Origin of the sequence: Candidatus Laterigemmans baculatus, assembly GCF_010367455.1 — a bacterium.
Taxonomy (GTDB): Bacteria; Planctomycetota; Planctomycetia; order Pirellulales; family Pirellulaceae; genus Laterigemmans; species Laterigemmans baculatus.
Genome location: NZ_WRPR01000034.1, coordinates 62,037 through 87,867, shown reverse-complemented (window position 1 = coordinate 87,867; position 25,831 = coordinate 62,037). Strand labels below are relative to the sequence as shown.

Here is a 25,831-nt window from a genome sequence, read left to right as displayed (position 1 = left end):
ACGCTTCTTCGACTGACTCATGCGAGCTCTCCTAGGGAAACCGAGCCCGTCAATCGTAACTTACCGAAAGTCCCATTTCCGCTGACGCACTACAACCTGCTCGATCTGAATGCGGCAGCGGTATGCTCGGCAGCGAGAAAACAACGTGCGGCTTTGAAGAGTCCATCCTTGAACGTTGAAGCGTTTTTGGAAACATTGGCCAGGCAGCATCTTCCAGAAACGGTAGTCCGCCTGCGAGCCTTCGCCGAGTTGATCTAACGGAGACCGGTAAGGTGGCCTAGTAACCGCGACCGAGGTACGAGTAGATGGACACGCAGAAACGGAAAATGCTAGAAGCCGCGGGCTGGAAGGTAGGCGATGCCGCGGATTTTCTGGAGATGGACGAGGAAGAACGGCAGCTGCTCGATACACGAGTAGAACTCACGTCGGTCGTCAAAGCCGAAGACGGGAATGCAGGTTCTGGGGCAAGAGGGGGGCGAGGAGGTTGGTTTTGGAAGTGGAAGCCTCGGACTGACTCGCCGTCGGTCATGGCGTTTCCATTGCTGAAAAGCTCTCAGCTGGCTGCTGATTCCACGGGCAATTTGGGCCGCTGCGCTCACGCGCTTGAAAAGCGTCTGGCCCCCGCAACTTGAGAGTCGCCTTTCGCTCCGCGAAAGTAGCGGCGTTCCGAACAAGCCGATGCTTAGCCAACCGCCAAACATCGGCTTTTTTTCGTGGAAAAACCGCACTTTCCGCCCCCCAGCCACCTCTCCCCACTCTCGCGCCCAATCCGGCCAAAACCCCAAAAACCGCCCCTCCCCGGGGGGATCTCTCATAAAAACTCTCGCCTCTCTCACAGGTTATAGGCTTGCCGCGCTCTCCCGCGCGATCGCGGAACATCGGCAAAACCGGTACTCCCAGACCTTAGGTTATGACCTGCCGCCGGCAGGCAGCCCTCGGCGTACCTGCTAAAATCACCGGAATGACGGACAGCCGCGTCTCGGGTGTGCGCCGGCGCGGGTTATCGAGGCGCACGCCTGCCGGAGAATGTACAGTGGCGTCTGTCTCCTTTCTCGGGACGCCACCGTGTCTAAAACCGCAGAGCAATTGCTAGCGACTTTCGAGTCGTTGCCTCCGAACGAGCAGCACGAATTGCTGGTCGCGATGTTGCGCCGCAGTGGGGAGTTGCAGAGTGCGGCGCTGAACGACGACGCCCTAACGGGAGTCGCCGATGAACTTTTTCAAACGCTGGACGCCAGCGAATCTCGCGACAACGATACTGGCTCACGGTGACATGACAGCCGGCGTTTACACGACCGACACTTCTCCCGAAGCGCAAGCGGTCCAGTTGGAATGCTTGCGGAGAATGACCCCACAAGATCGCATCCGGCAGATGTGCGCCATGTCCCGCCAGGTTCGAAACATGGCATTGGACGCGATTCGCCGCCGCCACCCCGATCTCGACGAAAGCGAAGTGCAGTTGCTATTCATTGAGCTGACCTACGGCAAACCTCTGGCCGATGACGTCCGCCGCTGGAAAGCGGAGCGTCTGGCTTGATCGGCATGGACGACCTCGTCGACGCTCTGACCCCTGTCGTTCAAGCGTTTCGCACGTTGCAAATTCGTCACTTCGTCGGTGGGAGTGTCGCGAGCTCATTCCATGGTGCCTCGCGTACGACGATGGACGTCGATGTCGTGTGCGAGATGAACCGCGCCGCGGCAATGGTGGGCGTGACAGATCTGCTAGCGAGTTTGGTAAGCCAGTAACTACCCGCCGGGCAGTGGCTCAGCATTCCGCCAACCAAACACGTTCAATCTGTATCGAAACGGGCGTCTTGAGGAGACCTTCGATGGGAGTGTGGGGCGATGCACCTTGGGATAATGACACGGCCGCTGACTGGTTTGGTGAAGTCTTCGACGAAACGAAATTCGCCGACAGGATTGCTGAAGGACTCAATGCGGATCTCGATAAACACCCTGAGATCGTGCGAGCCGCGGCGCACGTCGTCTACCTGTTGGGAAGAGCGTATGTCTGGCCGGCTGGAAACCTGAAGCAGCATCTCCAACTCGCAGTCGACCGTTTGCAGGCTTTGGCCGAGCGTGATCCGGCGTCGATCCGTGAAATCAAGAAGGAAATCAAGGAGTTGCAAACGCGGCTCGCCCCGCCGAGGCCGACCGCACAGGCGTCTCCCAAGTCTGTCGAAACGCCTGCAGTTCTGCCGACGATGGAGCTCAAATGGTCGCTCGACCTGGCAAATCCGGAGCAGCGCCAGAATGCCTCGAAGCTATTGTGGGGCGTTTCTCCGCCTACCGTGCGAGCGATTCATCCTCTTGGCGAGAGATGGTTACTCGCCGGCACAAATCAGCACCTTCAACTGCTCGATGCCACCACCGGAATGCTGATTCGGAACCTGATCGATGCTGCCCATCCGCGGAACGATTCTGATCTCCTCGTGGCCCCCAAAGGACGCTGACGATAGCTCGTGCGTCGTCAGCCCCGATGGCATGATCGCAGCCACCAGCTGGAAGGGCAGTATTTGTTTCTGGGATCTCGAAGCGGGCAAACTGATCAAGAAACAGCGAAATAAGTACGCCGGCCTGCAGCTCACATCCGACGGACACCAGGCGATCAGCCGGTCGGGGAACGGCCGGGTCCTTTGGGAAATGGAGACGGGAAAGAAAATCCGCACGATCGTCGGCGCATCGAGCGGTCTCATGGGGTCACTCATCTCGCCGCACAACCGATGGGTTTGCGAGATCTCACCATTTAAATACAAGGACCTGCGAGGAGAAGTGCAAGCAGTGCGCCCCTGGACTGACGAGGACGCCCCGTACACTGGATCAGGCCGCGTCGATTTTAGTTGGATCGATGACGAACGGCTTACGACCTGGCGCCACGTGCGCAGAGACGACGGAAAGCAAGTCTGGTGCGAAGTCCTTGTCTGGTCACTCCATCCTCTGAAAATCACAGCGGTGGCTCAACTCGAGCGTCGGCAGATGCTTATCGACGGTGGTCCCCAATCGACGGTTCGGGGAGAAATCTATCGGCTTGCGGCCGCATCGGATGGCCGCACGATCTTCCTCGGAGATGGCGATGCCCATGTCTACGCGTTTAACGTGCCTAGCTGAGATCGGTTGCTTCCCGAGGCGTTATTTCCTCTTCCAGCTCAATCGTGATTTCGCCGGCTTGGTGATGGTAGCGGACGCGGTGGACGACGCTCGGCAATTGTGACGACCGCTCGAATTCAGGGAGGGGGCTTCAACGCTGCCGCAGATCCCAGGGCGTAGGTCACTTTCGCCCCTTCGATGGCGACAATTCCCAGGGACTGCATGCACCTAACGACGGACGCCAACTCCTCGTCGGTGAGTTGCTTCTGAAACAGCGAGTTGATCGTGCTCGTGAGGGTCTTGACCGTCCGCGGCTTCGAGGTTCCACGTTGACGTAGGTTGTCGACTACAATGGCGACCCTTTCGGCGATCGTCTTTGAGCGAGCCGTGTTTCGCATCTGGATGTTCGCAACGCCCGCGGATCTCGTAACGCTGACGTTGCGTCCCTTTAAGTGCTGGATGAGTGGATCGAAGCCTTTATCTTTCGAGACAATGTGAAAAACGGCGTCGGGGTTCGCCGCACTGAGGCTCCCGATGTAGAAGGCGATGTGGAAATCGAGCGAATTGGACCCATTGCCTGAGATCTTCACGTATTCAGCCCGCGGCCCAAGCCGCTGGAGACCGGCGGCGGTTTCGAAGTCCAGCTTGTTCTGGTTGGCACCAACGAAGACCAGCACCCGAAAGTGTTCGGCGTCCAGCTCGGCCAAGGAGGTTGGCTGGACATTTTCAAAGTCGATGAGGACGTAGTTGGTGCGCAAGACGAGACGACCTCTACGACGTTTTACGAATACATTTGTGGGGCCGGGTCGCCACCACTGCCGGTACTACATCGCCGCCCGACATTTAACCTCGCAGTGCCCCCAGTCGCCCGCTGCAGCTGATTGCCCGCAAATCCGGAATCATCCGCAAGACTGGCCCAGCCTTGCTGGTTGGTAGTACAATTCCGAAGTTCGAACACCTCAACAGTACAACAACCCTAGCACATCATGGAAACCCCTAAGTCGGTCATGGTCCGGCTAGATGAATAGGCGAAGGCACGGCTCGCAGCGGCCGAGGCTCGGTCCATCGCGACGACGGCGGCAGAACAACGGGAGTTCTGGCATGCCCTGTCGACGCCACCGAGACTGTCCAAGGCCCAGCAGCGACTCGCGGCGGTCATGCGAGGCACGGCGTGAACCATCCTCTGGCTGCTCGCTGCAACTTGGAGCTAAATACGGCGTGAACTTGACAATTGTCGACGGCGATCTGCTCAAGCAGGACGTGGATGTGATCGTCAATGCGTGGAACCGGAACGTCATTCCGTGGTGGCTGCTGCTGCCTCAGGGGGTTTCGGGAGCAATCAAGAAGCGGGGAGGCCTCCAGCCGTTTCGGGGACTCGGGCGTCTCGGCGCAATTCCACTGGGCCAAGCTTTCGAAACGACCGCCGGGAAACTACCGTTCAAGGCGATCATCCATGTGGCGGGCATCAATCTCCTTTGGCGATCCTCAGAGCGGTCGGTCCGCGACTCCGTCCGCAACGCGATCGCGTTAGCCAAGGAACGTGGCTATCGTTCGATCGCCATGCCCCTGATCGGTGCCGGATCAGGTGGTGGGAAGCCAGCCCGAATTCAGCCAATCATCGAAGACGAACTGACGCGATGTGATTTCGACGGCGAGGTCAGAATCGTCCGGTACCGCAAATAGGACGAAGGAGCCATGAGGTCCAGATCGATCGGACCGCCGGCCAGCAGGCGAGCACCGAGCACCCGACTGACATAATGGTTATGGGAACCCGAACATCCACGATGCTGCAATCTCGCAAGCTGCTACCAGTCACGCTGGCGATCTCTCTCACATGCCTCGCAATTTGGTTCCTCTCGCTAGGAGTCGGTCGCTCCGCATCCGGCGAGGCATTGCTTCCGTCCGACGTTCCATTTGTCGGAGATTTGCTGCACGACTTTGAAGCAACAGCCCCCATCAACTACTCATGCTACCAGCATCCTCACGGGGGTGGCACCTGCACGCTTACCGGTACCGCATCACGCGCCGCCATTGCCGATTTTTGTGAAGCTGCCGATGTTTCGCTAACGTACGAAGGAACGGACATTCAGAACCGCCAAGATGTACTCGAGTTCTTGGGTGGCCGCTCGCCGCAGATGCCGGGCGACCGAGCTTCCGAAGATTCCCTTGTGATGTTCAGCACGGGGAAGCGGTTCGACAAGCTCTACGGAGTCTACGATCCACTTAAGCAACGGTACTGGATCTGGCTACAATTCGTCTGAGTGAGCTCGCAGCTGATGCCGCGGCCACGGCGAATCGTGCAGTTCTGCCCCTTATGCGGTGCACCATCGATGGCACAGATAAATCCGTACGAGCCCGGTGCTGCGCCGAGCCCCGACAGGAAATCGGGGTCCGGCTCAAGGCAGCACTCGGCATCAGTCACCACTGAAGCCTGGCGGGGAGCTAAATTCGGGGCGAAGCTTTCGGCATGGATCTTCGGCGGAATCGGGGTGCTCGTTGCGCTGGCGATGCTCGGGATTTTTGCATACGGCGTCGCTGTGTCGAACGGCAAGGCACTTGCATCAATCGACTTTTTTGAGGTCGACAAGGGGATTGGTAGAGCAATCTTCGGAATAGCACTGATGTCGTTCTACGGCGGAGTCACCGGAGCGATCGTCATGGCGATTGCGGCTATGGTGAGAAAAATGATGGTTCGCTCCGCACGCGTTGACCCCACGCGTTGACCCCGTTGATGAACCGGAAGCGCCAAGGGCACGCGACGGAAGCCGAGCGGTGCGAAACGTGCATCAAGACCGCTGAATGGTGGGCGGTGAGGACAACGCGGCCGGAAGCGGGCGAGTTCGAGCGCAGCGAGCCGACCGAGCCATGTCCAGCTCGCGTTGTTTCGTACGTCTTGTCAGCGGTCGAACAGGTGGTCGATTGGAAGTTCTGGCGATTCGGCTGCTGGTATAAAGCGTAAGCGGCCGAGCCCGCCGTCGATGCGGCCAATGTACGATTCAGCCGCATCGAGTGTCAGGTCGGTCATTGGTTTCGCCTCGGCTTCGCCAATTGGAACGGAAAGCGTAGAGCGGTCACCGTTTATGATTGACCATCCTGTCGACGTTCTTTCGTCAGTGAGCACGCCGATGTAAGCAATGCCCTCCACGCGGGCCACCAGGTAGGTAGACTCCGTAGCGAGATCCAATAGGTGCTCCGAAACTGCGTCGTCGAGGCGCAGCAAAGGCCCCTTGGGGGTGTCGATCAAATACACGTTGATCGGATAGCCGCCGCAAGTGTCAATCGCTAGCGGGGTGGTTTGTTGGCTCCTTTCGCCAGCGGCTCGACGCGACGCAATGAAGACCACAAGAAAACGCGAGATGCCTCACTACGATCCGGCGATCATCGAACAAGTCGAACAGATTGTGCAGCAGCGGCTCGCCGGACAGGGTGCTGGGCACGGGTTCGACCATGTGGCTCGAGTGCTGAGATCGGCTCGCGATATTCAGGCTCAGACAGGTGGAGACCGGATGGTGATCGAATTGGCAGCTCTGCTGCACGATCTTGGCGACGCCAAATTCCACGCGGGCATCGAACGGAGCGGCGAGTTCGCCCAGGCCATCCTGAGCGACCTGGGGGAGTCGCCCGAAACGATCACGCACGTTATGCACATCGTCGATAACATCTCGTTTCGCAAAGGTGCCGCTGCAGCCGAGCTATCACTGGAAGGCAAGATTGTTCAAGACGCTGACCGACTGGACGCGCTGGGGGCGATCGGAATTGTCCGCACGATTGAATATGGGGCCGTCATTGGCCAGCCATTTTATCGCAGCGATGCTCACGGCGAGAAAACCGGCGTCGATCACTTTTACGACAAGCTATTCAAGCTGCGAGGCCTCATGAACACCGACGCCGGCCGCCGCCTGGCCTCCGAGCGTGAGCAGTTCATGCGAACATTCTTGGATCAGTTTCAACGGGAGACCAGCTAATCCAGTCAACGACGCCTCCGAATTCTCAGCATGTTCGTGTCGGGGCGTTTATTTTGTCAGACGGCTGAAACGGGTCTGAATCCGAAGAACCGGTGTACGCGCGGCCGATGCTCCCCTCGGGGATGGGGCGTTGATCAATTCGCTGAAGCGGCGTTTATTGGTGTCAGCGGCCAAACAAACTAGCAACAGCAGATGACCAACACCGAAGACGATCGCCAAGCAACTCCACCCGGTATTCCAGTGCGCACATGGAAGATCGCGGCAGTGACTGGGACGGGTGCGTTTTTGGCGATGCTCGACTCGACGCTTGCGAACCTCGCCCTGGAGTCCATTCGCGACAGCCTTTCATCGACGCTACCCGTCGTGCAGTGGGTGGCGACGGGCTATCTCCTGGCGCTGGCAGTTTCGCTCCCCGCAACGGGTTGGTTGGGAAACCGTTTCGGGTATGGTCGCCTGTGGGCGATATCGTTGTTCGCGTTCATCGCCGCCTCGGCGTTGTGTGGGCTCGCTCCCGGGCCGCTGGCGCTCATTGGTGGGCGCGTTCTGCAGGGGCTTGCCGCAGGGATCATGGTTCCGGCTGGCCAAGCCGTGATCGGATCGGTCGCTGGCCCGACTCAGCTTGGGAGACTGTTTGGCCTCCTTGGGCTTGTGATCAGCCTCGGTCCAGCGGTGGGCCCCGCAGTCGGCGGCCTGCTGCTCGAGGTCGTTTCGTGGCGATGGCTGTTTTGGATTAACGTTCCGATTGGTCTCGCTGCACTGGCCGTCGCTCGTGGGCTTGTACCCGGCGGTTCAAGTGATTCGAGTCGCCCATTGGACCGATGCGGGCTCGTTTTACTCGGCATTGGACTTCCTCTTCTTCTCTTCGGTGCCGCCGAGGTCGGATCGGCTGGAGCCACCTTGTTACCGGCAACCGCCGCTCTTGTCGGTGCCGCGATGATTTTCGTTTTCGCCCTCACGAGGGTTCGCGTGGCTGCCCCGCTCATCAATCTCGGTTTACTGCGCCGCCCGACGTTTGCTGCTGCCACGGTCACCACCGGGTTTACCGGAGCCAATATGTATGGTGGGCTGCTGCTTTTGCCCCTTTATCTCCAGCTCGCTAGGGGACGAGGTACGACCGAGACAGGGTTGATGCTGCTCGTCATGGGGCTGGGCAGCGCCGTGGCGTTGCCCGTCGGCGGGATATGGACCGATCGTTCTGGCGCGGGACTGGTGACGATCACAGGAGCCGGCTTATTGGTCGCTACGACCGTTCCGTTCCTTTTCAACGCCACCCCCTCCCTGATGGTCCTGTCTTTGCTCTTGGGAGTGCGCGGTGTGGGGATTGCGTTGGCGCAGATGCCAGCCATGACGGCCGCATATGGCGCGGTGAGCTCCGAGCAGATGGGTGACGCCGCGACGCTGGTGAACTTGGTTCAGCGGATTGGCGGTGCGATTGGAACAATCGGGCTAGTGATTGTGCTGGCTCGGGCCGGCGGTGAGAGCGGAGCCTATTGGTGGGCCTTCGCCATGCTACTGATCATCTCCTCGCTCACCATGGTTTCCGCTGCGATGCTGAAACGCTCTACCCGTCCGTCTACATCGAGTAAGATATAGTCCTTAGCACTCGTAGCATCTATGCCGCCATTGACTTAATGATGTCGAACGAATCCAGCCAACACCAAGCACCGCCCTCCGATCCCGCTTGCCCTGTTTGCGGCGGTCGACTCGTCGATGTTCGTGGGAAGCTGCAATGTTCGGCTTGCCACCGAATCTGCGAATCGTGTTGCGAAGGTAGTCGCGGTTAGGCACCAGACCGATGTCGCTGGGCGATCTCATCATTCGACTTTGCGACGGCGCGTTCGGCAGCATCGAAGCGGTGCACCGGTGGCTGGGGCGGCCTGAGGTGAAGACGATCTCGACGCACGAACTTCAATCGCTGACGCGCGGCGTCTCGGACGCGGCATTCGTCGCCAACTGGCGGCGCTACCTCGACCCGGAAAACCTCGGCAGCGAGATCGCCCCTGACACGAGTTCCAAGAACGACGATAAACGGGAACCACGCCATGAAACCTGCCCCTTCCAACCGCCGCGCCTTCTTCCGACGCTCCAGCCTCGCTGCTGCCGCGCTGGCCACGCCGCGTGCCCTGCACGCGCAAAACCAATTGACATCCGACACCAACGCCACAGACTTCGCCCGTTCCTTCCTCAGGTGGACGCTTGACACCAAGATCAAGCCACCGAAGACCGTGTCGAAGCCGCTGCCCATGACGCACAACCGTCTCTTCCGCGTGCTCTGAGCCAGTCACGCAAAAGAGCGTGTAGCGAAAGCTGGCCTTGATGCGATTGGGCTGTGGCAATGCGTCTTTGGAGAAACCGAGCCGATCCACGAGTTGATGTGGTCTCGTTACGGTGAATATCTCGAGGGGCAGGGGGGGGGCAGCGAGTACCGTAAGAAAGTGTTCGACTACATTGAGCGACAAGATTCACCACGGCCAGTCACCTACCAACTGGACCTGCTCCGCCGCGTCGGATTTGCTCACGTCGAACTACTGCACAAGAACAGCTGCTTCGCCGCTTTCGGTGCGTGGAAGGAATAGAACAGAGAAGTGCCGCGACGAGCAAAACGGGGAGACACCAGCGGCGAAATTCTCAGGAATGTCCCAGCTGCTCCGCGAGACCGATGAGAAGCCCTTCGGGGCCTCGGATATAGCAGAGCCGATACGAGTTCTCATATTGAACCACCTCGCCGACGAGCTGCGCGCCGTGCGTGCCGAGCCTGGCGAGCGTCTCCTCGATGTCGTCCACCGTAAACATCACGCGCAGGTAGCCGAGAGCGTTCACAGGGGCATTCCGGTGATCGGCGACTGCAAGGGGCGTGAGAAATCGCGAGATTTCGAGCCGACTATGACCATCAGGAGTGACCATCATGGCGATCTCAACCTGCTGATGGCTGAGTCCCGTGACTCGCCCGGCCCATTCTCCTTCAATTGTGGTTCGCCCTTCGAGCTTCATGCCAAGCTCGTTGAAAAAAGAAATGGCAGTATCAAGGGATTCCACCACGATGCCGACGTTATCCATCCGCTTCAGGGTCACATCATTTCCTTGATTTCATGAACGAGCAGGTCCGTAATTGGCCACTTGCATGGCTTGCAATAGTGGTTAGCAGCGGGCACGGGTGGAAAAGCAACCATCGCAGCTCCGCTTTAGTTCACAACATCGCCGGTTCAGTTTGGCATTCTGCATCACGTAGAACGCGAAGTAGTAGAACCTGCAGAAGGCCCAGCCCGATCCCTTGCTCTCACTTCGGTAGCTTTTGCGCGGCCTCGGGCGGCGCTGGCGGATAGACTTCACCGGGATCAGGCAGTTGGAATTGGCGAGTCAGCCAGGGAACCGCGAGGTAACCTTTGAAGTAGTGATGGGCAGCATGCACATTGGCATAGTCCAGCCATTCGGCCGAACTCAGGCCCTCCGGGATGGGCTTTCCATCCCGTCGATCGGCCGGATCATGGTATTGTGGATAGTAGTGAATCGAAACATTCTCCGCAGCTCCGGCGATCTGGTAAGCCTTGCGTACGAGGTTCAAGGAATGAGTCGGCCCGCCTTCGGTCACGATCAGTGGACGTGGCGCCAAGGCGGCGACCAAATCAGGGTAATCGAACCACTCCCACAGGCCCGGAATGCTGTGGCCCAGCCAGTTCGCTGCCGGTCGGACGCCGCGCTGGTTCGGCATGGTGCTGACTTTCGCCCGCTGGATCGTGGAGGCGAGGTAATCATTCCACACAATGCCTTGAATCTGCGGGTCAAGCACGGCCAGCACCAGCAGCGACTCCGTTCCGAGTGAATGACCACTCACGCCCACACGCTGGCCGTCGACGTACGGCTGCTCGCGGAGCCAGGTCAGAATCCGACGCTTTTGAAATACGGACAGGGCGATATAACTGCGGCCCATGTCGATAAGGTAGCGGGACAGGGTGCTGCGATCGTCCATGGTGCTGCCACGATGCATCGCCAGATCGGAGAGTTCGCCGGTGCCCGGGTGGTCGACCGCCACCGCAACGAACCCGGCCCTGGCGAATTGCACGGCCTGCTGATTGCGCTCGGCGTGAAGCCAGCCGTCATGGTTGCGATCGTCCGGCTCGAATGCCGCCACCAGCGGCGGCTCGCCGGCCAGGTTCTCTTTAGTGCCGGACGAACCCGGCAGGCACATGACCGCGGGCGCGGGATTCTCGGGTGTAGCGTTTTCCGGAATCAGCACGAGAAAGGGAACCACGCTGCCGGGCTCGGGATAGAGCTCCCATTTCTCCAGCACGTAACCTTTGCGCTCCTGGGCCCAAAGCTTGCGTGGGGCAGGTTGAGGAACCGGATCGGGGAAGTTCATCAATTCCAACAGCTTGGCTCGCACCTGCAGCCGCCACAGCTCGAATTCCTCCGGCGTGAATTCCGGGTTGAACGCCAGTTTGGGTTTGGCGTTACGCATCAAGTGCTGCAGGAATCCCCGTGTGCTCGCATGTCGCCCGTCAGGCCGCCCGCTTTGGATAACGCGTTCTTTCTCGATGTCCAGCTTTTGCCCGAAGGCGGGCATGACCAGAGCGAACATCCACACAGCGATGGCGATGATTCCGGGACGGACCATGCGCCGCCAGTGCCGTCGGGTCTTTTTCATCATAACTCCAGCGGCTTCCCGTCGGGTAAAGCTCGTGCCCATTCTGCTTGCCTGTCGGTCTCTTTCATCGTGACCTCCTGGCGTGCGGTCATTGCCGTATTTTATCACCCGAGCAGCGACGCGAAAACGCCAGCTCATCGGCGCCCACGCACCGAACGGACCGCCGAATACGCCGATGTGAAAAGGCCCGGCCGTAATCCGCTGTCAACTTCGCCGGTGCCTCAGAATGTACCGTGCGAAATGGGCAAGCCCAGCGAAGCGCCAGTGCCTCAAGATACGGAAGCATCACATTGGTTAATCGGCAGATGCGAGCCGCCTACCAAATCTCGTCCATAGGGGCCGTTCGATTCGCGAGGCAACGAACGAACCGGTCCCGGGCACGCAAACTGCAGCTCCGGAGAAAGTGGCATCAGGGGGGCGACAGGGCGTGCCTGGCGGTGAAACCAACGCCGAGGATCAGATACGCCGATCGATCGGTCGGGACAATCTGCAGGAAAAGCTAATCAACCCATCATCTGCGACAGATCGAGAAATCGGTGGCAAAACGGCTCGGAGTCGATAAGATCTTCGAGTGAGCAGACCCGGCTGGGGCAATTGGACACGGTTCTCAAGGACGCGATCGCAGGACGGCGGGCCGTCGCGTTGAGGGGAGTGGCAGCAACCGCTCATCGGACGCACGAGGGGCGAATTGTTGACGTTCGCGTTGAGCATCCCGTTCAACGCCTTAAAACCTTACAAAATTAGCTACGACCACCGCCGGAACCGCCCCGATTTTTAAGCAAGACGGGACCTGGCCCCGAACGGTTTTTCACCTTCTGAGATGTTGCGAATTATGACGAAGCGAGTCCTCGTTCTGTGCACAGGAAACTCCTGCCGTTCACAGATGGCCGAAGGCATCTGGAACGAGCTCGGAGGCGGCAACTGGCGAGCCGTCTCCGCGGGCTCGCGTCCGGCTGGCTACGTTCACCCGCTGGCGATCGAGGTCTTGCGGGAGGAAGGGATTGACTTGACCAACCCGCGAAGCAAGCACTTGGACGAATATGCCGACGAAGCGTTCGACCTCGTGGTCACGGTCTGCGGCAGCGCCCATGAGTCCTGTCCTGCATTCCCTGGGGCGAAGGAGCAACTGCACTGGCCGTTCGAAGATCCGGCTCATGCCACGGGTACGGACGACGAAAAACTCGCGGTCTTCCGGAAGGTCCGAGACGAGATCCGGCAGAAGATCGCCGATTACCTGGCCGAGAAGTAAGGCGCCGGCGTCTGGCCGCCGAGCGTGAGCAGTTCATGCGCACGTTCTTGGATCAGTTTCGACGAGAAAACAGCTGATCCGGTCACCGCAGCGGAATCAGACCTCGCCTTCCACCGCCTTGAAAATAAGAACCTCTCGAAACTTCTCTACAGTTCGCCGGAAAGTTAATACAACGGTTTTAGTTCGAGAAATATTCGATGGATGCCGCTTTGATCGCCTTAACCGACCGAGGAGTTCGCTTCACGTTCCTCGGCGAACCCTTTCGAAGCCGGCAGGAGATCCCGGACGAGGACATCGTGGACATCAACTTCAGCCAAATAGAGATCACCGACGCTGACGTCGAAGCGCTACTGCCGCTTACGAATCTCGAAGGGATCAGCTTCTGGAAGACTGCCATTTCCGACCGCGCGATTGAGCTGATCGCGCAGCTCCCTCGAATCACGCGACTCAACCTGTGCGGGACGCAAGTTACCGATGCAGCGGTTGCCACTCTCGTCGGCATGGCTCTGAACTACATCGACGTGGCGGACACGCAGCTCACACCCCATGGAATCGAACTGCTTCGCGCGGGACTGCCCAACGCAGAGATCCTCTCTTAGCAGCCCGACGCATACCCGGTCCTCATTTGGAGCGGAGTTGCTTCAGCACTTCCGGTGGAGGGGTCCAGCCGATCCGGCGTTGCTCACTCGGCGTGTATTCACAGGTGATTAGAAATAGATCTTGGTGGGCCGAGACCTCGGGGGGCAAATTCACCTGAACCTGCGTGTAACCGTTTGCTAGCCAGCTTTGGTAGCCATGTTCCGCGTCCTGCTCCAACGGCTGACCGTTGACCATGACTGCGTCGACTCTCAAATCCTGATATGGCAATCGCAGCCGGAAGCCGATGCCGTGCTGAATCGGCGGGGGGAGTTCGCTCGGCAGGCTTCCCGGAGCCACCGCGAGTTGGACCTCGGGCCCTCGGCGAACGAAGCGATGAAACGATTCGAAATCGATGTCTTGACGTTGCGCAATCGAGGCAAAAAACGGATCGAGCTCTTTCTGAAAACCGCTGGCGGCGGCCGGGGATGTAGCAACGAAGTACGTGTCGCGGCCATCGGTCTGAGGATAGAGCATTGCTTGGGTGAAGCCGCCCTGTTGTTGCCATAGTTCGACGCGGCTTCGTCGTCGTGCAGCGGCAGTGCGGCCGTAAGAGGTCACGTAGTGTCCAGCGAAGGCCTGCACGCGATCGACGGGGTATCCCAGCTCAGGCTCGCTCTGCCATCGACCGTTGCCGATGCGCAACAATCCTCGCAGGCGAGCCAAACCACTCTGTTCCCAGCCAATCTCCAGGGCGGTCACCATCGTGTGATACTTGGCGTAGCCGTACTGGGCCGTATAGAAATTTGCCTGTCCGGGCCAGTTGCGATCGGCCAGCGGAGCCATCGCAGGGCCACCGAGCGAACGTTGGGCATCCGCTTCGAAGCGGTCGGAGGGAAAGCCGGCCTCTTCGCCGGCACGGACCATCGCCTCGGTCACTCGCCAGTCCCAGGGTCGCAGCGCAAAGTTCGAATACGCGGAACCGGTGACCTCGAACATCGTCTGGCCCTGATACCGCGTGCGATCGCCGAGCCTCTCCGGCGGATACTCTTGCAGGCCTGTTCCGTGCAGGTCCGCGTGGACTTCGGGTTTCCAACGATCGACGACCTCTAGCACCGCTTGCACTTCCGGAGCCTGTTCGGCCGAGGTGTATTTCAATCGGGTAAGGTCCCAGTGCTGAGGTCCACCTCCGGTATAGGGGTCGATGTTCGCGGGGTTGCGGAAACGGTCGGTTTGAAAAAACGCCTCCGGATGGTTGATTGGCATCACTAACACGATCTGCTTGCGCCGCGTCTCTTGAGCTTCCGGCGATTCGCTCAACAACCATTCGATGAAGTGCAGCGCCGTCGTGGAACCGGAGCGTTCAGGGCCGCCGTGCAGCGCCGTGATTAAGACGACCTGTTTGTCTCGGTCGTCTGCATCGGAGTTCGTGATTTTCAGAAGGAAGATGCCCATTCCGCCGCTCGACTCGGCGACCCGCTCAAGCGTCACGGTCTCGGGATGTTGACGAGCCCAGTAGTGCAGCGTCGCCTCGTACTCCTCCTGCGATATGCGATGAACACGTTCGGGCGGGTCTGCGGTGGGCGGGTCTGCGGTGGGCGGGCCTGCGGTGGGAGGGCCTGGCGCCTCGGCCAAAAGGGAAGCTGACGGCAAGCAGAGGATCAAGAACAGCGTTCGGCGACAGAACCACATCGGGAATTCTCCACGGCGCAGGAAGACGGAGCTTGCCCCTGGATGTTACCGGGCTGAACAGACCGCTGCCACGCTGCTGCGCAGCCTACGATCCGTGCAACCACCGGGTCTGAAGTTGGTTACAATCCGTCTGAGTGAGCACACAGGCCGATGCCTCCGCAGCTGTGCTAAATCGCATTGTATCTCACCTGCATTGTATCTCACCTCTGTCACCGCCTTCATAGGAAAGCACCATGCGTCCTGGAGTTGTGTTGAGTTTATGCGCGATGGCCATCAGCAGCGTCGGGATTGCCGCGGCGCGCGGCGACGAGCCGCTGCAGGGCAGCGTCCAGCGAGCAGACCTCGGTGGCGGGGTATTGCTGGAAACGGTGTACATCCCGCCCGGCGAATTCTTGATGGGCAGTACGCCGGAAGAGAAAAGCTGGGCCACAGGAATCGAAGGTGGAGCCACACCGGGGACCGAGCGTGAGTCGTACGAGGGGCAAGAGCCGCGCAAGATGCGCGTGTCGGATGGGTTCTGGATGGGCCGCACGGAAGTCACCGTCGGTCAGTTTCGGCGGTTCGTGGAGGAGACCAAGTATGTCACCGATGCCGAGAAACCGGGCGGGCACACACAGTGTTTCAACCCCGAGTGGACCAGCTACAATCTGACGACCGCGGTGACTCATCCGTGGGAACCGATGAGTGGAAAGAGCTGGCGCGATCCAAACTTTCAATTTCCGCTGCGCGACGATTTCCCAGTGGTGTGCGTCAGTTGGTCGGACGCCCGAGCCTTCGCGAAGTGGCTTACCGACCACGAGCGCGAGGCGGGGCGGCTGCCAGAAGGACTGGAGTATCGCCTTCCCACGGAAGCCGAGTGGGAGTATGCGTGCCGTGGCGGGAGCACCGAAAGCAATTACTTTTGGTGGGGCAACGAGCTCAGCGAGGGGGAAGGGCGTTTGAATATTTCTGCGGTCGACTTCTTGCCCGACCGGAATCAGAAGTGGCCGCTGGCGAGTGCTCCGTGGAGCGACGGCTTTGCGTTCGTCTCACCGGTCGATCACTACGGCGAACGAGGCCGCAACGGATTTGGGCTAGCCGACATGTGCGGCAACGTTTGGGAAGTCATCCTGGACCACTTCGATGCCGAAGGAGGCCACGAACAACTCTATACGGTCGAGGAAAATCCGCGGCCGGTCTGCCGAGGAGGCAATTACTTCGATGTTCCCGGCAATGCCCGCTGTGCCGTGCGGCTCGGACTCGCCGGTCCCCACTATTCCGACTCGCGGGACGGTTTCCGTATCTGCTTGGGCCTACCACGCAGCCACGAGTGATCGCGGCGCGCACGCCCCAAGGATGGTGGGCGAGCATCTTCGGTCGCTGAGCCATGAGACCAGAAAGTTCCCCGGCATGGTACTGTGAACATCCGCCAATGGAATTCCACCACACTATATGCCTGGCGCCGACGGAGGGATGTCCAGCATTCGCGAGTACAATGCCGACCGTACAGTTGAGATTATGCTGATTCTAACGGAATCGATGTGCGCACCTGACCGTAGAAACAACCACGAATAACACGAAGGGTGGCCACGGAAGGACACGAAAAAGCACGGAAAGGGGGAGGAACCGCGGATAGCACAGAGAACGCGGATGAATGGGAGATCCGACGGCTAAAAGTTCGTATCATTCGCGTTATCCGTGGTTCAGATCAACTCCTTTCCTTCGTGCTCTTCGTGTCCTTCGTGTCCTTCGTGTTTCCCTCATCTTTCGGCAATTTACAGGCATAAGCTCACGCACATCGTTTTCGTTAGAGTCAATAAAACGGAAGCAAACTTCGCGCAAAACGGGGTAGGGAACCGGACATGAACTGCAGACCACTTCTTCTGACTGTGTTGTTCCTGGCTTTTTCGGCTGATGGCCAGGCAGAGACTCCGCTTCAGCGCGACGCACAGAACTCGATTGAACTGGACCGCGGCTTGGCCGCTCATTGGCCGCAGGTGAGCGAACCGCGGGAGATTCCTGCCGAGGAAGTGCCCGAGTTGGGCCAGGGCGACTTCTCGATCGCAACTTGGGTGAAGGTGGATGACGAACTCGACCGACTGACGGGCGACCTGCTCTGCCGCTACGACGCACGGACGCGGCGTGGTTACCACCTCACGCTCAAGAGCAGTTCAGGCGTGACATCAAACCAGCCGAACGCACGGCACCTGCAGTTCGGCATCGACGACGACCGGGCGACCGAGTGGCGAGATTGCGGCCGACCAGGCAATGCGCTGTTCGCTTTTTCGATGGCTGTCCACGAGGGTTCGTTGTTTGCCGGCACCTGCGAGCCGGAAAAGAACGAATCGGGGCGGGTCTATCGCTATGCGGGCGACCACGAGTGGATCGACTGTGGCGCTCCCGATCAGTCGAACGCCGTAACCGCAATGGCGGTCCATCAAGACAAGCTATATGTCGGCACCGGAAAGTACCGCGTGGCTGGCTCCGCTTTGCGGGAATCGGAGAACCTTGTGCTCGGAGGCAAGGTGTTTCGCTACGAAGGCGGCACTCGCTGGACCGATTGCGGCCAGTTGCCCCAGACCGAGGCCGTCGGCGGGTTGGTCGTGTTCCGCGGCCAACTCTATGCCTCGTCGCTGTACAAGCCGGCCGGGTTCTTTCGCTATGAAGGGCAGGGGCGATGGACGGCGCTCCCGGTGCCGGAGGGGATCGACCCGCAGACCCAGAACAAGGAACCGCGGCGGGTCGTGCCGCTAACGGTCCACGACGGGCACATCTATGCCGGGAGCTACGACGGTGGGCACGTCTACCGATTTGACGGCGACAGGTGGACCAACTGCGGGCAACTCGGCGACAACACTCAAACCTATTCTTTCACCCAGTACCAAGGCCAAATGTATGTCGGCACCTGGCCTAGCGGGCGCGTCTATCGCTTTGACGGCATCGATCGGTGGACCGATGTCGGCCGCCTTGGCGAGGAGCTCGAAGTCATGGGGATGATGGTTCACAATGGCCGTTTGATTGCGGGCACGTTGCCGCTCGGTGAGGTCTACAGCTACGAAGGTGGAACGGCATGGAAGCAGCTCGCCCGACTCGAGCTCACGCCGGACGTGAAATACCGCCGGGTCTGGACGATGGCGGAACATGATGGCCAGGCATTCGCCAGCACGCTCCCCTCCGGAAAGATCTTCGCGTACTCCGCCGGGCAGCAAGCCGCCTGGGAGCGGTCCATATCGCCGGGCTGGCACGCGATCGCGGCGGTCAAATCCGCAGATCGGCTGACCCTCTATGTCGACGGCAAGCAGGTTGCTCAGACTCCGCCCTTCGACGCTGCGAGCTTTGAGGTCGACGCGGACCAACCGCTACGTCTCGGCCACGGCACCAACGGTCCGCTCAGTGGCGAGCTAGCGGATGTCCGAATCTACCGCCGTGCGCTCGGCGTCGCTGAGATCGCAGCGCTTGCGATGACGAGTCCCGAAGAGTGAGGAGGGCAGCTTTCCCTTTTGTCTCCTCTCAAAGAAGACCCTCCGCCACATGGTGGCCGGAGCGCCTCTGACATTCGCGACGAGTCCGCGTCCGCTTGAGACGAGGATCGCGGCGGTGGCGGGTGGCACTCGGTGTGCTGCGAACCCCAGGCAGCGATCACCGGTCCGGGGGATCTGAGGTTGTCACTCGCGTGCATTGGCAACTCCGCCGGCGCAATCATGGAGTCCCGAGCAATGCCCACTCGACGCACCTTTCTCAGCACTGCCGCCTTTGCCGCTGCCGCCAGCACACTTGGAACGCCCGCGTCCGGTGCGCCGGCGGCTGCTGACGAAGAAGCGAATCGCGCCATCGGTCCGGCCGGTGGCGCCCTGCCGATGAACGAGTCGTCGGACAGTGGGCACTATCGCCCGCCGTTCCGCATCGGCTTGGGTGGAGTGGCGATCGGCACTGCATTTGCGCCGCTCACGGGAAGGCAGTCCGACCAGGTCATGCAGGCTGCCTGGGATTCAGGCGTGCGATACTTTGACACGTCCCCTTGGTACGGACTTGGAGTCAGCGAACGGCGAATGGCCCATTTCTTAGCTGACCAACCTCGCAACGAGTATGTGATTTCGACCAAGATCGGCCGTATCCTCACACCGGCCGAAAAAGCTCCTGAAACGATGTGGAAAGCTCCTTCGCCGTTCGATTTTCACATCGACTACACCGCGGAAGGAACGCGTCGTTCAGTGGAGGAGAGTCTTCATCGGATGGGGCTTTCGCGGCTCGACATCGTGTTTATCCATGACCTTTCACCTGACTACTTCGGAGACAAATGGACCGAGCATTTCGAGACGGCGGCGAAAGGAGCGATGCCAGAGCTGACCCGAATGCGCGACGAGGGGATAATCAAAGCCTGGGGTTTTGGTGTGAATACGATTGAACCATGCCTACGGGCCCTCGAGGTGGCCGACCCGGACCTGTTTCTGTTAGCGACACAGTACTCCGTCGTGGACCACGAAGATGCGCTGAATCGACTGTTCCCAAAGTGCGATGAACAAGGCGTATCGATCGTCGTCGGTGCGCCGCTGAACTCCGGCTACTTGGCAGGTAAAGAGCGGTACAACTACCAGCCGAAAGTGCCCCCCAAGATTCGGGAAAAAGGCGAAAGGATCTCTGCAATCGCCCGCGAGCATGGAGTCGATCTCCGCACCGTGGCGTTACAGTTCTGCAGCGCCCCGAAAGTCGTCAGCTCCGTCATTCCGGGCGCCAGCACCGGTGAACAAGTCATCGAGAACGTGCTCTCGGTCGTCACTCAAACGCCGACGGAGCTCTGGGAACAACTCAAACGCGAGCGGTTGATCGCCGAGAACGCACCGGTTCCGGTGTAGGCACAACGCCGCTCGTTCCGCGTTCCGCGCATTCGGTCGCCCTTGGATTTGGGAGATGGGGCCGAGATTGATTGCTCTCGCGCGGCTCAGCCGGTAAAACGCAATGGCTGGCGAGGTTTGCTTCCTCAGATGCGTGCTGCAGCATCAGGGAAGCGAGCCGTTCGGTGGCGGTTCCCGGCTGTCGGATCGAGCAGCGAGGTTGCATGAACGAATCGTTGAAAGAATACGTCGCACGGGTCGAAGCGTTCGAGATTGACTCGGACAGCAAGACGTTGCGATTCGTCGATCGGTTGGCTCGCGAAAACCGCTGGACCGTGGGCTACGCGAGTCGCGTCGTGCGTGAGTACCTCCGTTTCTGCATTCTCGCGATGCGCAGCGGACACCCAGTGACGCCGAGCGAAGACGTCGATCAGGCGTGGCATCTGCACCTAACGTACACGCGCTCCTACTGGGAACGATTCTGCGGCGAGACGCTCGGCAGCCCCTTGCATCATGAGCCGACAGCCGGCGGTCCCGAAGAAGGGGGCAAATTTCGAGACTGGTATCAAGCGACGCTCGACAGCTACCGGAGGGTTTTCGAAAGCGAACCTCCACAAGACATCTGGCCGCCGACGGCGCAGCGGTTTGCCCACGCTGGCGAGTTCCGATGGATGAACGCCGGTCGCGAGTGGGCCATCCCTAAGCGTCTCACCCTGGTAGGCGGGGGGGCGATTGCCTGCTGTATCGCCGGACCACCCACCAGCCTCGTGGTGGCCAACGCGCTGGCCGGCGAGGTTGCGACGACTCCTGCCATAGGCTTTATTTTTCCATTCAATATCAGTGGCACCGCCTTCCTAATCTTTTACGCGGCGTTTAGCTTGCTCGGGCTAATCGCGATGCTTGCACTCCGCATTTCCCGCTCGGTATCCCAGGACCACGACCCCCGGATCGGCGAGGCAAATAAACTGAGCACGGACGAACTTGCCGTGCTGGCGGGCGGCGGGTCTCGGTTAGCACACGTCGCTCTGACGCGGCTATTCGCAGATCGACGAATCGAAGCCTCCAAGCGATTGTGGTGGTACAGCAGTTTCAAGGTGGTTGGAGCGCCGCCCACACAGCCAGCGATCGACCGCGACCTCTACTCAGCGATTGCATCGGGTAAGCCGACGAGCGAGCTGATGGAAATCGTCAAGCCTCATTTCGAACACATCGAAGCGAGGCTCGAGGAAAAAGGGCTGCGGCATCCATACGGACAACAGAGCAGGGCAGGGACTTGGATTGCAGTGTTCATCGGTGCGATCGGCGGTCTGCGTCTGGTGCAAGGCTTAGCGCTCGGCGAAGAGATTGGCTACTTGCTGGCCATGATGTTGGTGTTTGCGATCGCAGCGATTGGTTTGAACATTAGACGGTCTCGGACGACGCCCCGGGGCAAAGAATACCTCGAACATGCCAAGAGCTTGATCGAGACCGGAGCAAGTCGCAAATCGAACCCCGAGCCTGCCATGCTGGCGATGAGCGTCGCCTTACTCGGAACCTCAGCGGTGGCGGGGATCGAAGGTTTTACGCCGCTCGCTTCGCTCGCGCCGTCGGTTGGCCGAGGGTCTTCAACCGGCGGCTGCGGAGCCGGTTGCAGTGGCTGCGGGGGCGGCGGCTGCGGGGGCGGCGGCTGTGGGGGCTGTGGTGGTTAGGATTCCGGTGCGCGACGCATGGCTAAAATCTTGCGGAAAGAAAATTATCGCGGCGACGGTTCGTTCAGCCACGAAGAACGCGAGGACATCCGATCCACGATCTCGAAGAGCCACGCAATGCTGCGAAGAGCATTTATCGCACTGGCAAAAACCTTGTTTTCTACATGGATACTCGTCACATGCGTCATCTCATAACCCATGGTGTTCTGAAAGCCGTTTGGGCTGTGGGCTGGGTATGCTTGACCGTCTTGACTGGCGACGCGGATGCGCAGGATGAGGTCGAGTTTATCAGCGGGTCCAAGCTGCAAGGCAAAGTTACGGCGATTCGCAAAAACGACAAGGAATTCGACTTTTCGGCGAAGATCGGTGAACGCGTGACAACGCGGACTTATCCGTTCGACCGGGTGCATGCCGTGACGCTCAGCGGAAAACGGCATGTGCTGACTCCCCTTCCGTCCGCACAGCCGACGCCTCAGAAATCATCCACCGAGAGCATTCAAACCAGCCCCAGGACGCGGTCTCCTGCAGAGATCAATCGGCTCATCGAACAAGCAGGGCAGACGCCTCCCGAGTGGTATGATTCGGTCGCGCTCGAGTACCCTGACACGCTGGACCTCGACTGGCCTCTCAAGCCGCCCGGAGAAGGATGGAACAACCAAAAGAACATGGGGCAGTACATCTGGGATGTAATCAACCCCAACCCGCATCGCTGGCAATCTGGCATCAAGCTGGTGCACTACTGCATGACGCTCCATGCGGATCAACCGGCGCTGCTTGAGCGCGACATGCGAACGCTCGGCACAATGTACTTTCAATTGCTGCAGGATTACCCGCGTGCGGCGTTTTGGCTTCGCAAGTCGGCTGGATCCGCGACGCCTCGTGATCGGGTCCTGTTGGGAGAATGCTATTGGCGGCTAGGCAACCGGGCGATGGCGATGGAGATGCTTCGCTCCAAACAGCTGCCGATCCAAGCGATCAAATTATTCGGCGATTTAGGGGAAACTCAGCGAGCGGTCCAGTTAGCCACTGCTGCGAGCACAACGTCGCAAGCGGCAGAGGCGTTCCTGTTGGCTGGCGATGCATTACGACAAGCTGGACAACCTCAGAAAGCGATCGAATTTTACCAGCGAGTGCTCAGCTCCAAAAATCATCGCAACGAAGACTATGCGGCGAGGTATGCGGCGAGAGCCCGAGAGAGCATTGAAGCAGTCAAGCTATTTGACCAGTTCGAGGTCTCTAAAACTCCCAGCGGAACCTATACCGGCGTCAGCACCGGCTATAACGGACCGATGACCATTGCGGTCGAGGTTCAAGAAGGGCGGATTGCTTCGGTGAAAGTCACAAATCACCAAGAGAAGCAGTTCTACTCCGCCCTTGAAGATACGCCCCGCCGAATCATTGACCGACAACATCTTGATGTGGACGCGGTCAGCGGTGCCACGATCACCTCTCAAGCCATCGTGAACGCGACCGCTCGTGCATGGGCTGCTGGCAATGAGTGATCCAGTGAGCCGCAGCAATGGCAGCCAGCCGAGAGGCACGCACCTGGTGCGAACATGAAATACCCGAAGGTTCTTGGCGTTTCTGCTGCGATTGTCGGTGGGATCCTAACGGCGTTCGCGGGCCGGCTGATCCTGGCGGCGAGGGTAATGGATTTCGGCCTCTCGGTGCTCCTCGCTGTTGGCGTTCTGTTATGCGGTACGGGAGTGCTGGTGCTGGCGTCCGCGAGCCGTCGCTCCGGATCGCGGGCCCTGTTGCGGCTCGACTGTTTTCTACCGGTCCTGCGCCGCACGCGACCTGGAGAGGCGGAGCGGAGGGGGTGGTTCGGCAAATTGGCGGTCCGCGTCCTTCCGGGATCGCTGTTTTCCGACCGCCAAACGAAACAACGCGGGTTGGCGCGGCGGGGGCTGCGACGACTTGGCATTAGCTGGCTGTCGGCGCCCGTCCGCCGCCTAAGCCAGACTGTCTGTTTCGCGGCCTTTCTCGGCTTGTTCTTCGCGGTCGCCTGGCCGTACGACGCACGTCCCCCAGCTGCAGTTCGAGAATCTTTGGGTTGGCGGTTCGCTGAATTTGGGCAGGCGGACGGACGGATTCAGTTCGAAGCGACATCGGTACCTTCGTGGCTGCAGCCCGGTAGCGTCACCTACGCTATCGAAGAGAGCGGCGGCGTGCCGCTAGAGCATGCGAGGGCTGCGTCCGATCCGATCGCGATGCGGCTGGATGAAGTTTCCAGCGATCACATTCGGTTTGTGCCGCTGCAGGAGCTCAGCGGCGAGACCGTCGACCGCTTTCTGCTCAGCTCGGCGGACTGGAAACTCCTCTCTCGCGACCCGACAGCCTGGCCCAGTCACTACGCAGACAATCTGCAGCGCAAGGAATGGCTGCCAGCGGAGTTGTTTTTGGTGATTGATCCGTTGGTCAGTCTTTCCACGGCGATTGCCTCGCGGAGTTGGGTTTGGTCGCTGAGCTCGGCTGCAGTCATTCTGATTCTATGTCTGCTGGTCCCGCGCGGGTTCTGTGGTTACGTGTGCCCGCTGGGGACTCTGATCGACCTCTTCGATTGGTCGATCGGTCGCCGCGTGACCCGCTTCCGAGTTGCGGAAGAGGGCTGGTGGGTCCACATTAAATATTATCTGCTGCTCGGGACTCTAATAGCAGCCGTCTGTGGCGTTTTAGTCTCGGGATATGTCGCGGCAATTCCGGTGATTACCCGGGGAATGCTTGTCCTCGGGGGGCCGCTGCAGAATGGGATCGCTCGAGGCTGGCATCTTGTGCCACCGATCCACCTCGGGCATATCGTCTCCCTCGCAATGTTCTTTGGGGTGCTGTCTCTCGGCCTCCTGCGGCCTCGCTTCTGGTGCAAATACGTGTGTCCGAGCGGGGCGACGTTTTCGCTCGGCAATCTGTTTCGGCTGACCGAACGGAAGGTGGAGTCTAGCTGTATCCACTGCAACAAATGCGTCGAAATTTGTCCCTTCGATGCGATCAAGCCGGACTTCACGACCCGCGGCACCGATTGCACTCTTTGCCAAACTTGTGCAGGGGTCTGTCCGACGCACGCGATCAAGTTTGTCGAGCGGGGCAATCTAGTACAGTTGAAAGTAAACAATGATCCGCCGACCGGTGAAACTTCTATCGGGCGACGCGGATTCCTTTCGCTCGCGGGCGGCACCGCAGCGGCTATCGCGGGCGGAGTAGGAATCACCGCAGCCACGCGGGCCCTGGGCACGGGACTGAACGATCCGGAACGCATTCATCCGGTGCGTCCCCCCGGCAGCGTACCTGAAAAAGCATTTTTGGAGATGTGCATTCGCTGCGGAGAATGCTTTAAAGCCTGTCCGAACGACGTCTTGCAGCTACAAGGTTTTGGACAGGGACTCGAGGGACTTTGGACTCCGGCGGTCAATGCGGACTGGGCAGGATGCGAGTCAAGCTGCAATGCGTGCGGCCAGGTGTGTCCGACCGGTGCCATCCGCGCCTTGCCGCTGGCCGAAAAACGGGTCGCTCGGATGGGGCTGGCGATCGTCGACGAATCGAGCTGTTTGCCGCACGTGGGTCGAGAAGCCTGCGACTTGTGCGTTCAAGAATGTGATGCAGCCGGTTACCACGCCATTGAATACACTCAAGTCGGGACGGAAACTAATGAGGCAGGCGAGCCGATCGCCGGCAGCGGATACCTCGCTCCAGTCGTTCGGGATGGCGCATGCGTCGGCTGCGGGCTCTGCCAAACGCGATGCTACGCGATCAATGTCAAAGACAAGCGTTTGCTTTCCAAGTCGGCGATTATTGTTGAGGCGGGCGAAGGCAAGGAAGATCGGTTGATGTCAGGTTCTTACATTGAACTGCGTCAGCAAGAGAGGCTTCGACGCGCGACGGACCAACCGGCGCAACGCGTGAAGCCAGGCTATTTCGTGCCAGAATCCGCCGCGAGCCGTCCCGACCTGGGACAACTACCGGAGGCGGATCGCGTGAAGATTGCACCGTCCACGGAATCACAGGACGATCCCGCTGCCGATGCCGACCCCTTTGGCTTGGGCGGCATGCTGGAGTAGTCGATCAGGTCGCCGTGTTCTGGATGCGAGATCGTGTCGGCGAAAACGTCGAGCTGGGAGAGACGGAGC

The 25,831-nt window shown here is 59.8% G+C and carries 27 protein-coding genes; 22 read left to right on the top strand and 5 right to left on the bottom strand.

Annotation, left to right across the window (positions count from 1 at the left end; genetic code table 11):
• From GNK13_RS21440 to GNK13_RS07420, 7 genes are all read left to right on the top strand, one after another.
• On the top strand, positions 1–258 hold a 258-nt coding region (locus GNK13_RS21440; protein ID WP_203545346.1), incomplete at its 5' end, for a hypothetical protein.
• Between the two features lie 47 nt (positions 259–305).
• Positions 306–632, top strand: a complete 327-nt coding sequence (locus tag GNK13_RS07445; protein WP_164101872.1) for a hypothetical protein — start codon at positions 306–308, stop codon at positions 630–632.
• Between the two features lie 433 nt (positions 633–1,065).
• On the top strand, positions 1,066–1,272 hold the full coding sequence (locus GNK13_RS07440; RefSeq protein ID WP_164101871.1) for a hypothetical protein: 207 nt from the start codon (positions 1,066–1,068) through the stop codon (positions 1,270–1,272).
• A gap of 1 nt (position 1,273) precedes the next feature.
• Positions 1,274–1,537 (top strand): hypothetical protein, encoded by a 264-nt coding sequence (locus GNK13_RS07435; protein ID WP_164101870.1) that lies wholly within the window; start codon positions 1,274–1,276, stop codon positions 1,535–1,537.
• Entirely contained in the window at positions 1,534–1,746 is a 213-nt protein-coding gene (locus GNK13_RS07430; protein WP_164101869.1) for a hypothetical protein, read from the top strand. The genes GNK13_RS07435 and GNK13_RS07430 overlap by 4 nt, the downstream gene beginning before the upstream one ends.
• Positions 1,747–1,829: 83 nt before the next feature.
• Complete coding sequence (locus GNK13_RS07425) at positions 1,830–2,453, top strand: DUF4259 domain-containing protein (RefSeq protein ID WP_203328973.1); 624 nt, start codon at positions 1,830–1,832, stop codon at positions 2,451–2,453.
• 31 nt (positions 2,454–2,484) lie between these two features.
• Positions 2,485–3,108 (top strand): hypothetical protein, encoded by a 624-nt coding sequence (locus GNK13_RS07420; protein WP_164101867.1) that lies wholly within the window; start codon positions 2,485–2,487, stop codon positions 3,106–3,108.
• A 116-nt stretch (positions 3,109–3,224) separates the two neighbouring features.
• On the opposite strand, the gene GNK13_RS07415 is transcribed toward GNK13_RS07420, so the two are convergent.
• Positions 3,225–3,845, bottom strand: a complete 621-nt coding sequence (locus GNK13_RS07415) for a PIN domain-containing protein (protein WP_164101866.1) — start codon at positions 3,843–3,845, stop codon at positions 3,225–3,227.
• 460 nt (positions 3,846–4,305) lie between these two features.
• Here GNK13_RS07415 and GNK13_RS07410 point away from each other — a divergent pair, with 460 nt between their 5' ends.
• The 3 genes from GNK13_RS07410 to GNK13_RS07400 all read left to right on the top strand — a co-directional run bounded on the left by GNK13_RS07410 (position 4,306) and on the right by GNK13_RS07400 (position 5,810).
• On the top strand, positions 4,306–4,770 hold the full coding sequence (locus GNK13_RS07410) for a macro domain-containing protein (RefSeq protein WP_164101865.1): 465 nt from the start codon (positions 4,306–4,308) through the stop codon (positions 4,768–4,770).
• A 101-nt stretch (positions 4,771–4,871) separates the two neighbouring features.
• On the top strand, positions 4,872–5,348 hold the full coding sequence (locus GNK13_RS07405) for a hypothetical protein (RefSeq protein ID WP_164101864.1): 477 nt from the start codon (positions 4,872–4,874) through the stop codon (positions 5,346–5,348).
• 69 nt (positions 5,349–5,417) lie between these two features.
• A complete protein-coding gene (locus GNK13_RS07400) occupies positions 5,418–5,810 on the top strand; it encodes a hypothetical protein (RefSeq protein WP_164101863.1) in 393 nt (130 codons plus the stop codon).
• 173 nt (positions 5,811–5,983) lie between these two features.
• Here GNK13_RS07400 and GNK13_RS07395 read toward each other — a convergent pair whose 3' ends face one another.
• On the bottom strand, positions 5,984–6,331 hold the full coding sequence (locus GNK13_RS07395) for a hypothetical protein (protein ID WP_164101862.1): 348 nt from the start codon (positions 6,329–6,331) through the stop codon (positions 5,984–5,986).
• Positions 6,332–6,419: 88 nt separating this feature from the next.
• Between GNK13_RS07395 and GNK13_RS07390 the strand changes: the two genes are divergently transcribed.
• The 4 genes from GNK13_RS07390 to GNK13_RS07375 all read left to right on the top strand — a co-directional run bounded on the left by GNK13_RS07390 (position 6,420) and on the right by GNK13_RS07375 (position 9,628).
• Positions 6,420–7,052 carry an HD domain-containing protein gene (locus GNK13_RS07390; RefSeq protein ID WP_235934890.1) on the top strand — a complete coding sequence of 211 codons (633 nt, stop codon included), beginning with the start codon at positions 6,420–6,422 and terminating at the stop codon, positions 7,050–7,052.
• A gap of 192 nt (positions 7,053–7,244) precedes the next feature.
• Positions 7,245–8,645 (top strand): DHA2 family efflux MFS transporter permease subunit, encoded by a 1,401-nt coding sequence (locus GNK13_RS07385; RefSeq protein ID WP_164101861.1) that lies wholly within the window; start codon positions 7,245–7,247, stop codon positions 8,643–8,645.
• A gap of 449 nt (positions 8,646–9,094) precedes the next feature.
• Positions 9,095–9,328: a hypothetical protein gene (locus GNK13_RS07380; RefSeq protein WP_164101860.1), complete on the top strand. Its 234-nt coding sequence runs from the start codon at positions 9,095–9,097 to the stop codon at positions 9,326–9,328.
• Between the two features lie 96 nt (positions 9,329–9,424).
• The gene (locus GNK13_RS07375; protein ID WP_235934886.1) at positions 9,425–9,628 is read left to right on the top strand and encodes a hypothetical protein; all 204 of its coding nucleotides are present in this window, start codon (positions 9,425–9,427) and stop codon (positions 9,626–9,628) included.
• A gap of 52 nt (positions 9,629–9,680) precedes the next feature.
• Here the strand turns inward: GNK13_RS07375 and GNK13_RS07370 are convergent, their stop codons facing one another.
• On the bottom strand, positions 9,681–10,124 hold the full coding sequence (locus GNK13_RS07370; RefSeq protein ID WP_235934885.1) for a VOC family protein: 444 nt from the start codon (positions 10,122–10,124) through the stop codon (positions 9,681–9,683).
• A 205-nt stretch (positions 10,125–10,329) separates the two neighbouring features.
• The gene (locus GNK13_RS07365; protein ID WP_164101859.1) at positions 10,330–11,694 is read right to left on the bottom strand and encodes an alpha/beta hydrolase family protein; all 1,365 of its coding nucleotides are present in this window, start codon (positions 11,692–11,694) and stop codon (positions 10,330–10,332) included.
• Between the two features lie 820 nt (positions 11,695–12,514).
• On the opposite strand from GNK13_RS07365, the gene GNK13_RS07360 reads away from it, so the two are divergent.
• Positions 12,515–12,943 carry an arsenate reductase ArsC gene (locus tag GNK13_RS07360; protein ID WP_315852973.1) on the top strand — a complete coding sequence of 143 codons (429 nt, stop codon included), beginning with the start codon at positions 12,515–12,517 and terminating at the stop codon, positions 12,941–12,943.
• 197 nt (positions 12,944–13,140) lie between these two features.
• Positions 13,141–13,542, top strand: coding sequence for a hypothetical protein (locus GNK13_RS07355; protein WP_164101858.1), 402 nt, complete (start codon positions 13,141–13,143; stop codon positions 13,540–13,542).
• 22 nt (positions 13,543–13,564) lie between these two features.
• On the opposite strand, the gene GNK13_RS07350 is transcribed toward GNK13_RS07355, so the two are convergent.
• Positions 13,565–15,211 (bottom strand): M14 family zinc carboxypeptidase, encoded by a 1,647-nt coding sequence (locus GNK13_RS07350; protein WP_164101857.1) that lies wholly within the window; start codon positions 15,209–15,211, stop codon positions 13,565–13,567.
• 266 nt (positions 15,212–15,477) lie between these two features.
• Between GNK13_RS07350 and GNK13_RS07345 the strand changes: the two genes are divergently transcribed.
• The 6 genes from GNK13_RS07345 to GNK13_RS07320 all read left to right on the top strand — a co-directional run bounded on the left by GNK13_RS07345 (position 15,478) and on the right by GNK13_RS07320 (position 25,762).
• Positions 15,478–16,524: a formylglycine-generating enzyme family protein gene (locus GNK13_RS07345; protein ID WP_164101856.1), complete on the top strand. Its 1,047-nt coding sequence runs from the start codon at positions 15,478–15,480 to the stop codon at positions 16,522–16,524.
• Positions 16,525–17,052: 528 nt separating this feature from the next.
• Positions 17,053–18,672, top strand: coding sequence for a LamG-like jellyroll fold domain-containing protein (locus GNK13_RS07340; protein WP_164101855.1), 1,620 nt, complete (start codon positions 17,053–17,055; stop codon positions 18,670–18,672).
• Positions 18,673–18,906: 234 nt separating this feature from the next.
• Complete coding sequence (locus GNK13_RS07335; protein ID WP_164101854.1) at positions 18,907–20,043, top strand: aldo/keto reductase; 1,137 nt, start codon at positions 18,907–18,909, stop codon at positions 20,041–20,043.
• A 203-nt stretch (positions 20,044–20,246) separates the two neighbouring features.
• The gene (locus tag GNK13_RS07330) at positions 20,247–21,710 is read left to right on the top strand and encodes a TIGR04222 domain-containing membrane protein (protein WP_164101853.1); all 1,464 of its coding nucleotides are present in this window, start codon (positions 20,247–20,249) and stop codon (positions 21,708–21,710) included.
• A 179-nt stretch (positions 21,711–21,889) separates the two neighbouring features.
• On the top strand, positions 21,890–23,212 hold the full coding sequence (locus GNK13_RS07325; protein WP_164101852.1) for an FMN-binding protein: 1,323 nt from the start codon (positions 21,890–21,892) through the stop codon (positions 23,210–23,212).
• A gap of 54 nt (positions 23,213–23,266) precedes the next feature.
• The gene (locus GNK13_RS07320; protein ID WP_235934882.1) at positions 23,267–25,762 is read left to right on the top strand and encodes a 4Fe-4S binding protein; all 2,496 of its coding nucleotides are present in this window, start codon (positions 23,267–23,269) and stop codon (positions 25,760–25,762) included.
• Positions 25,763–25,831: the final 69 nt, after the last annotated feature.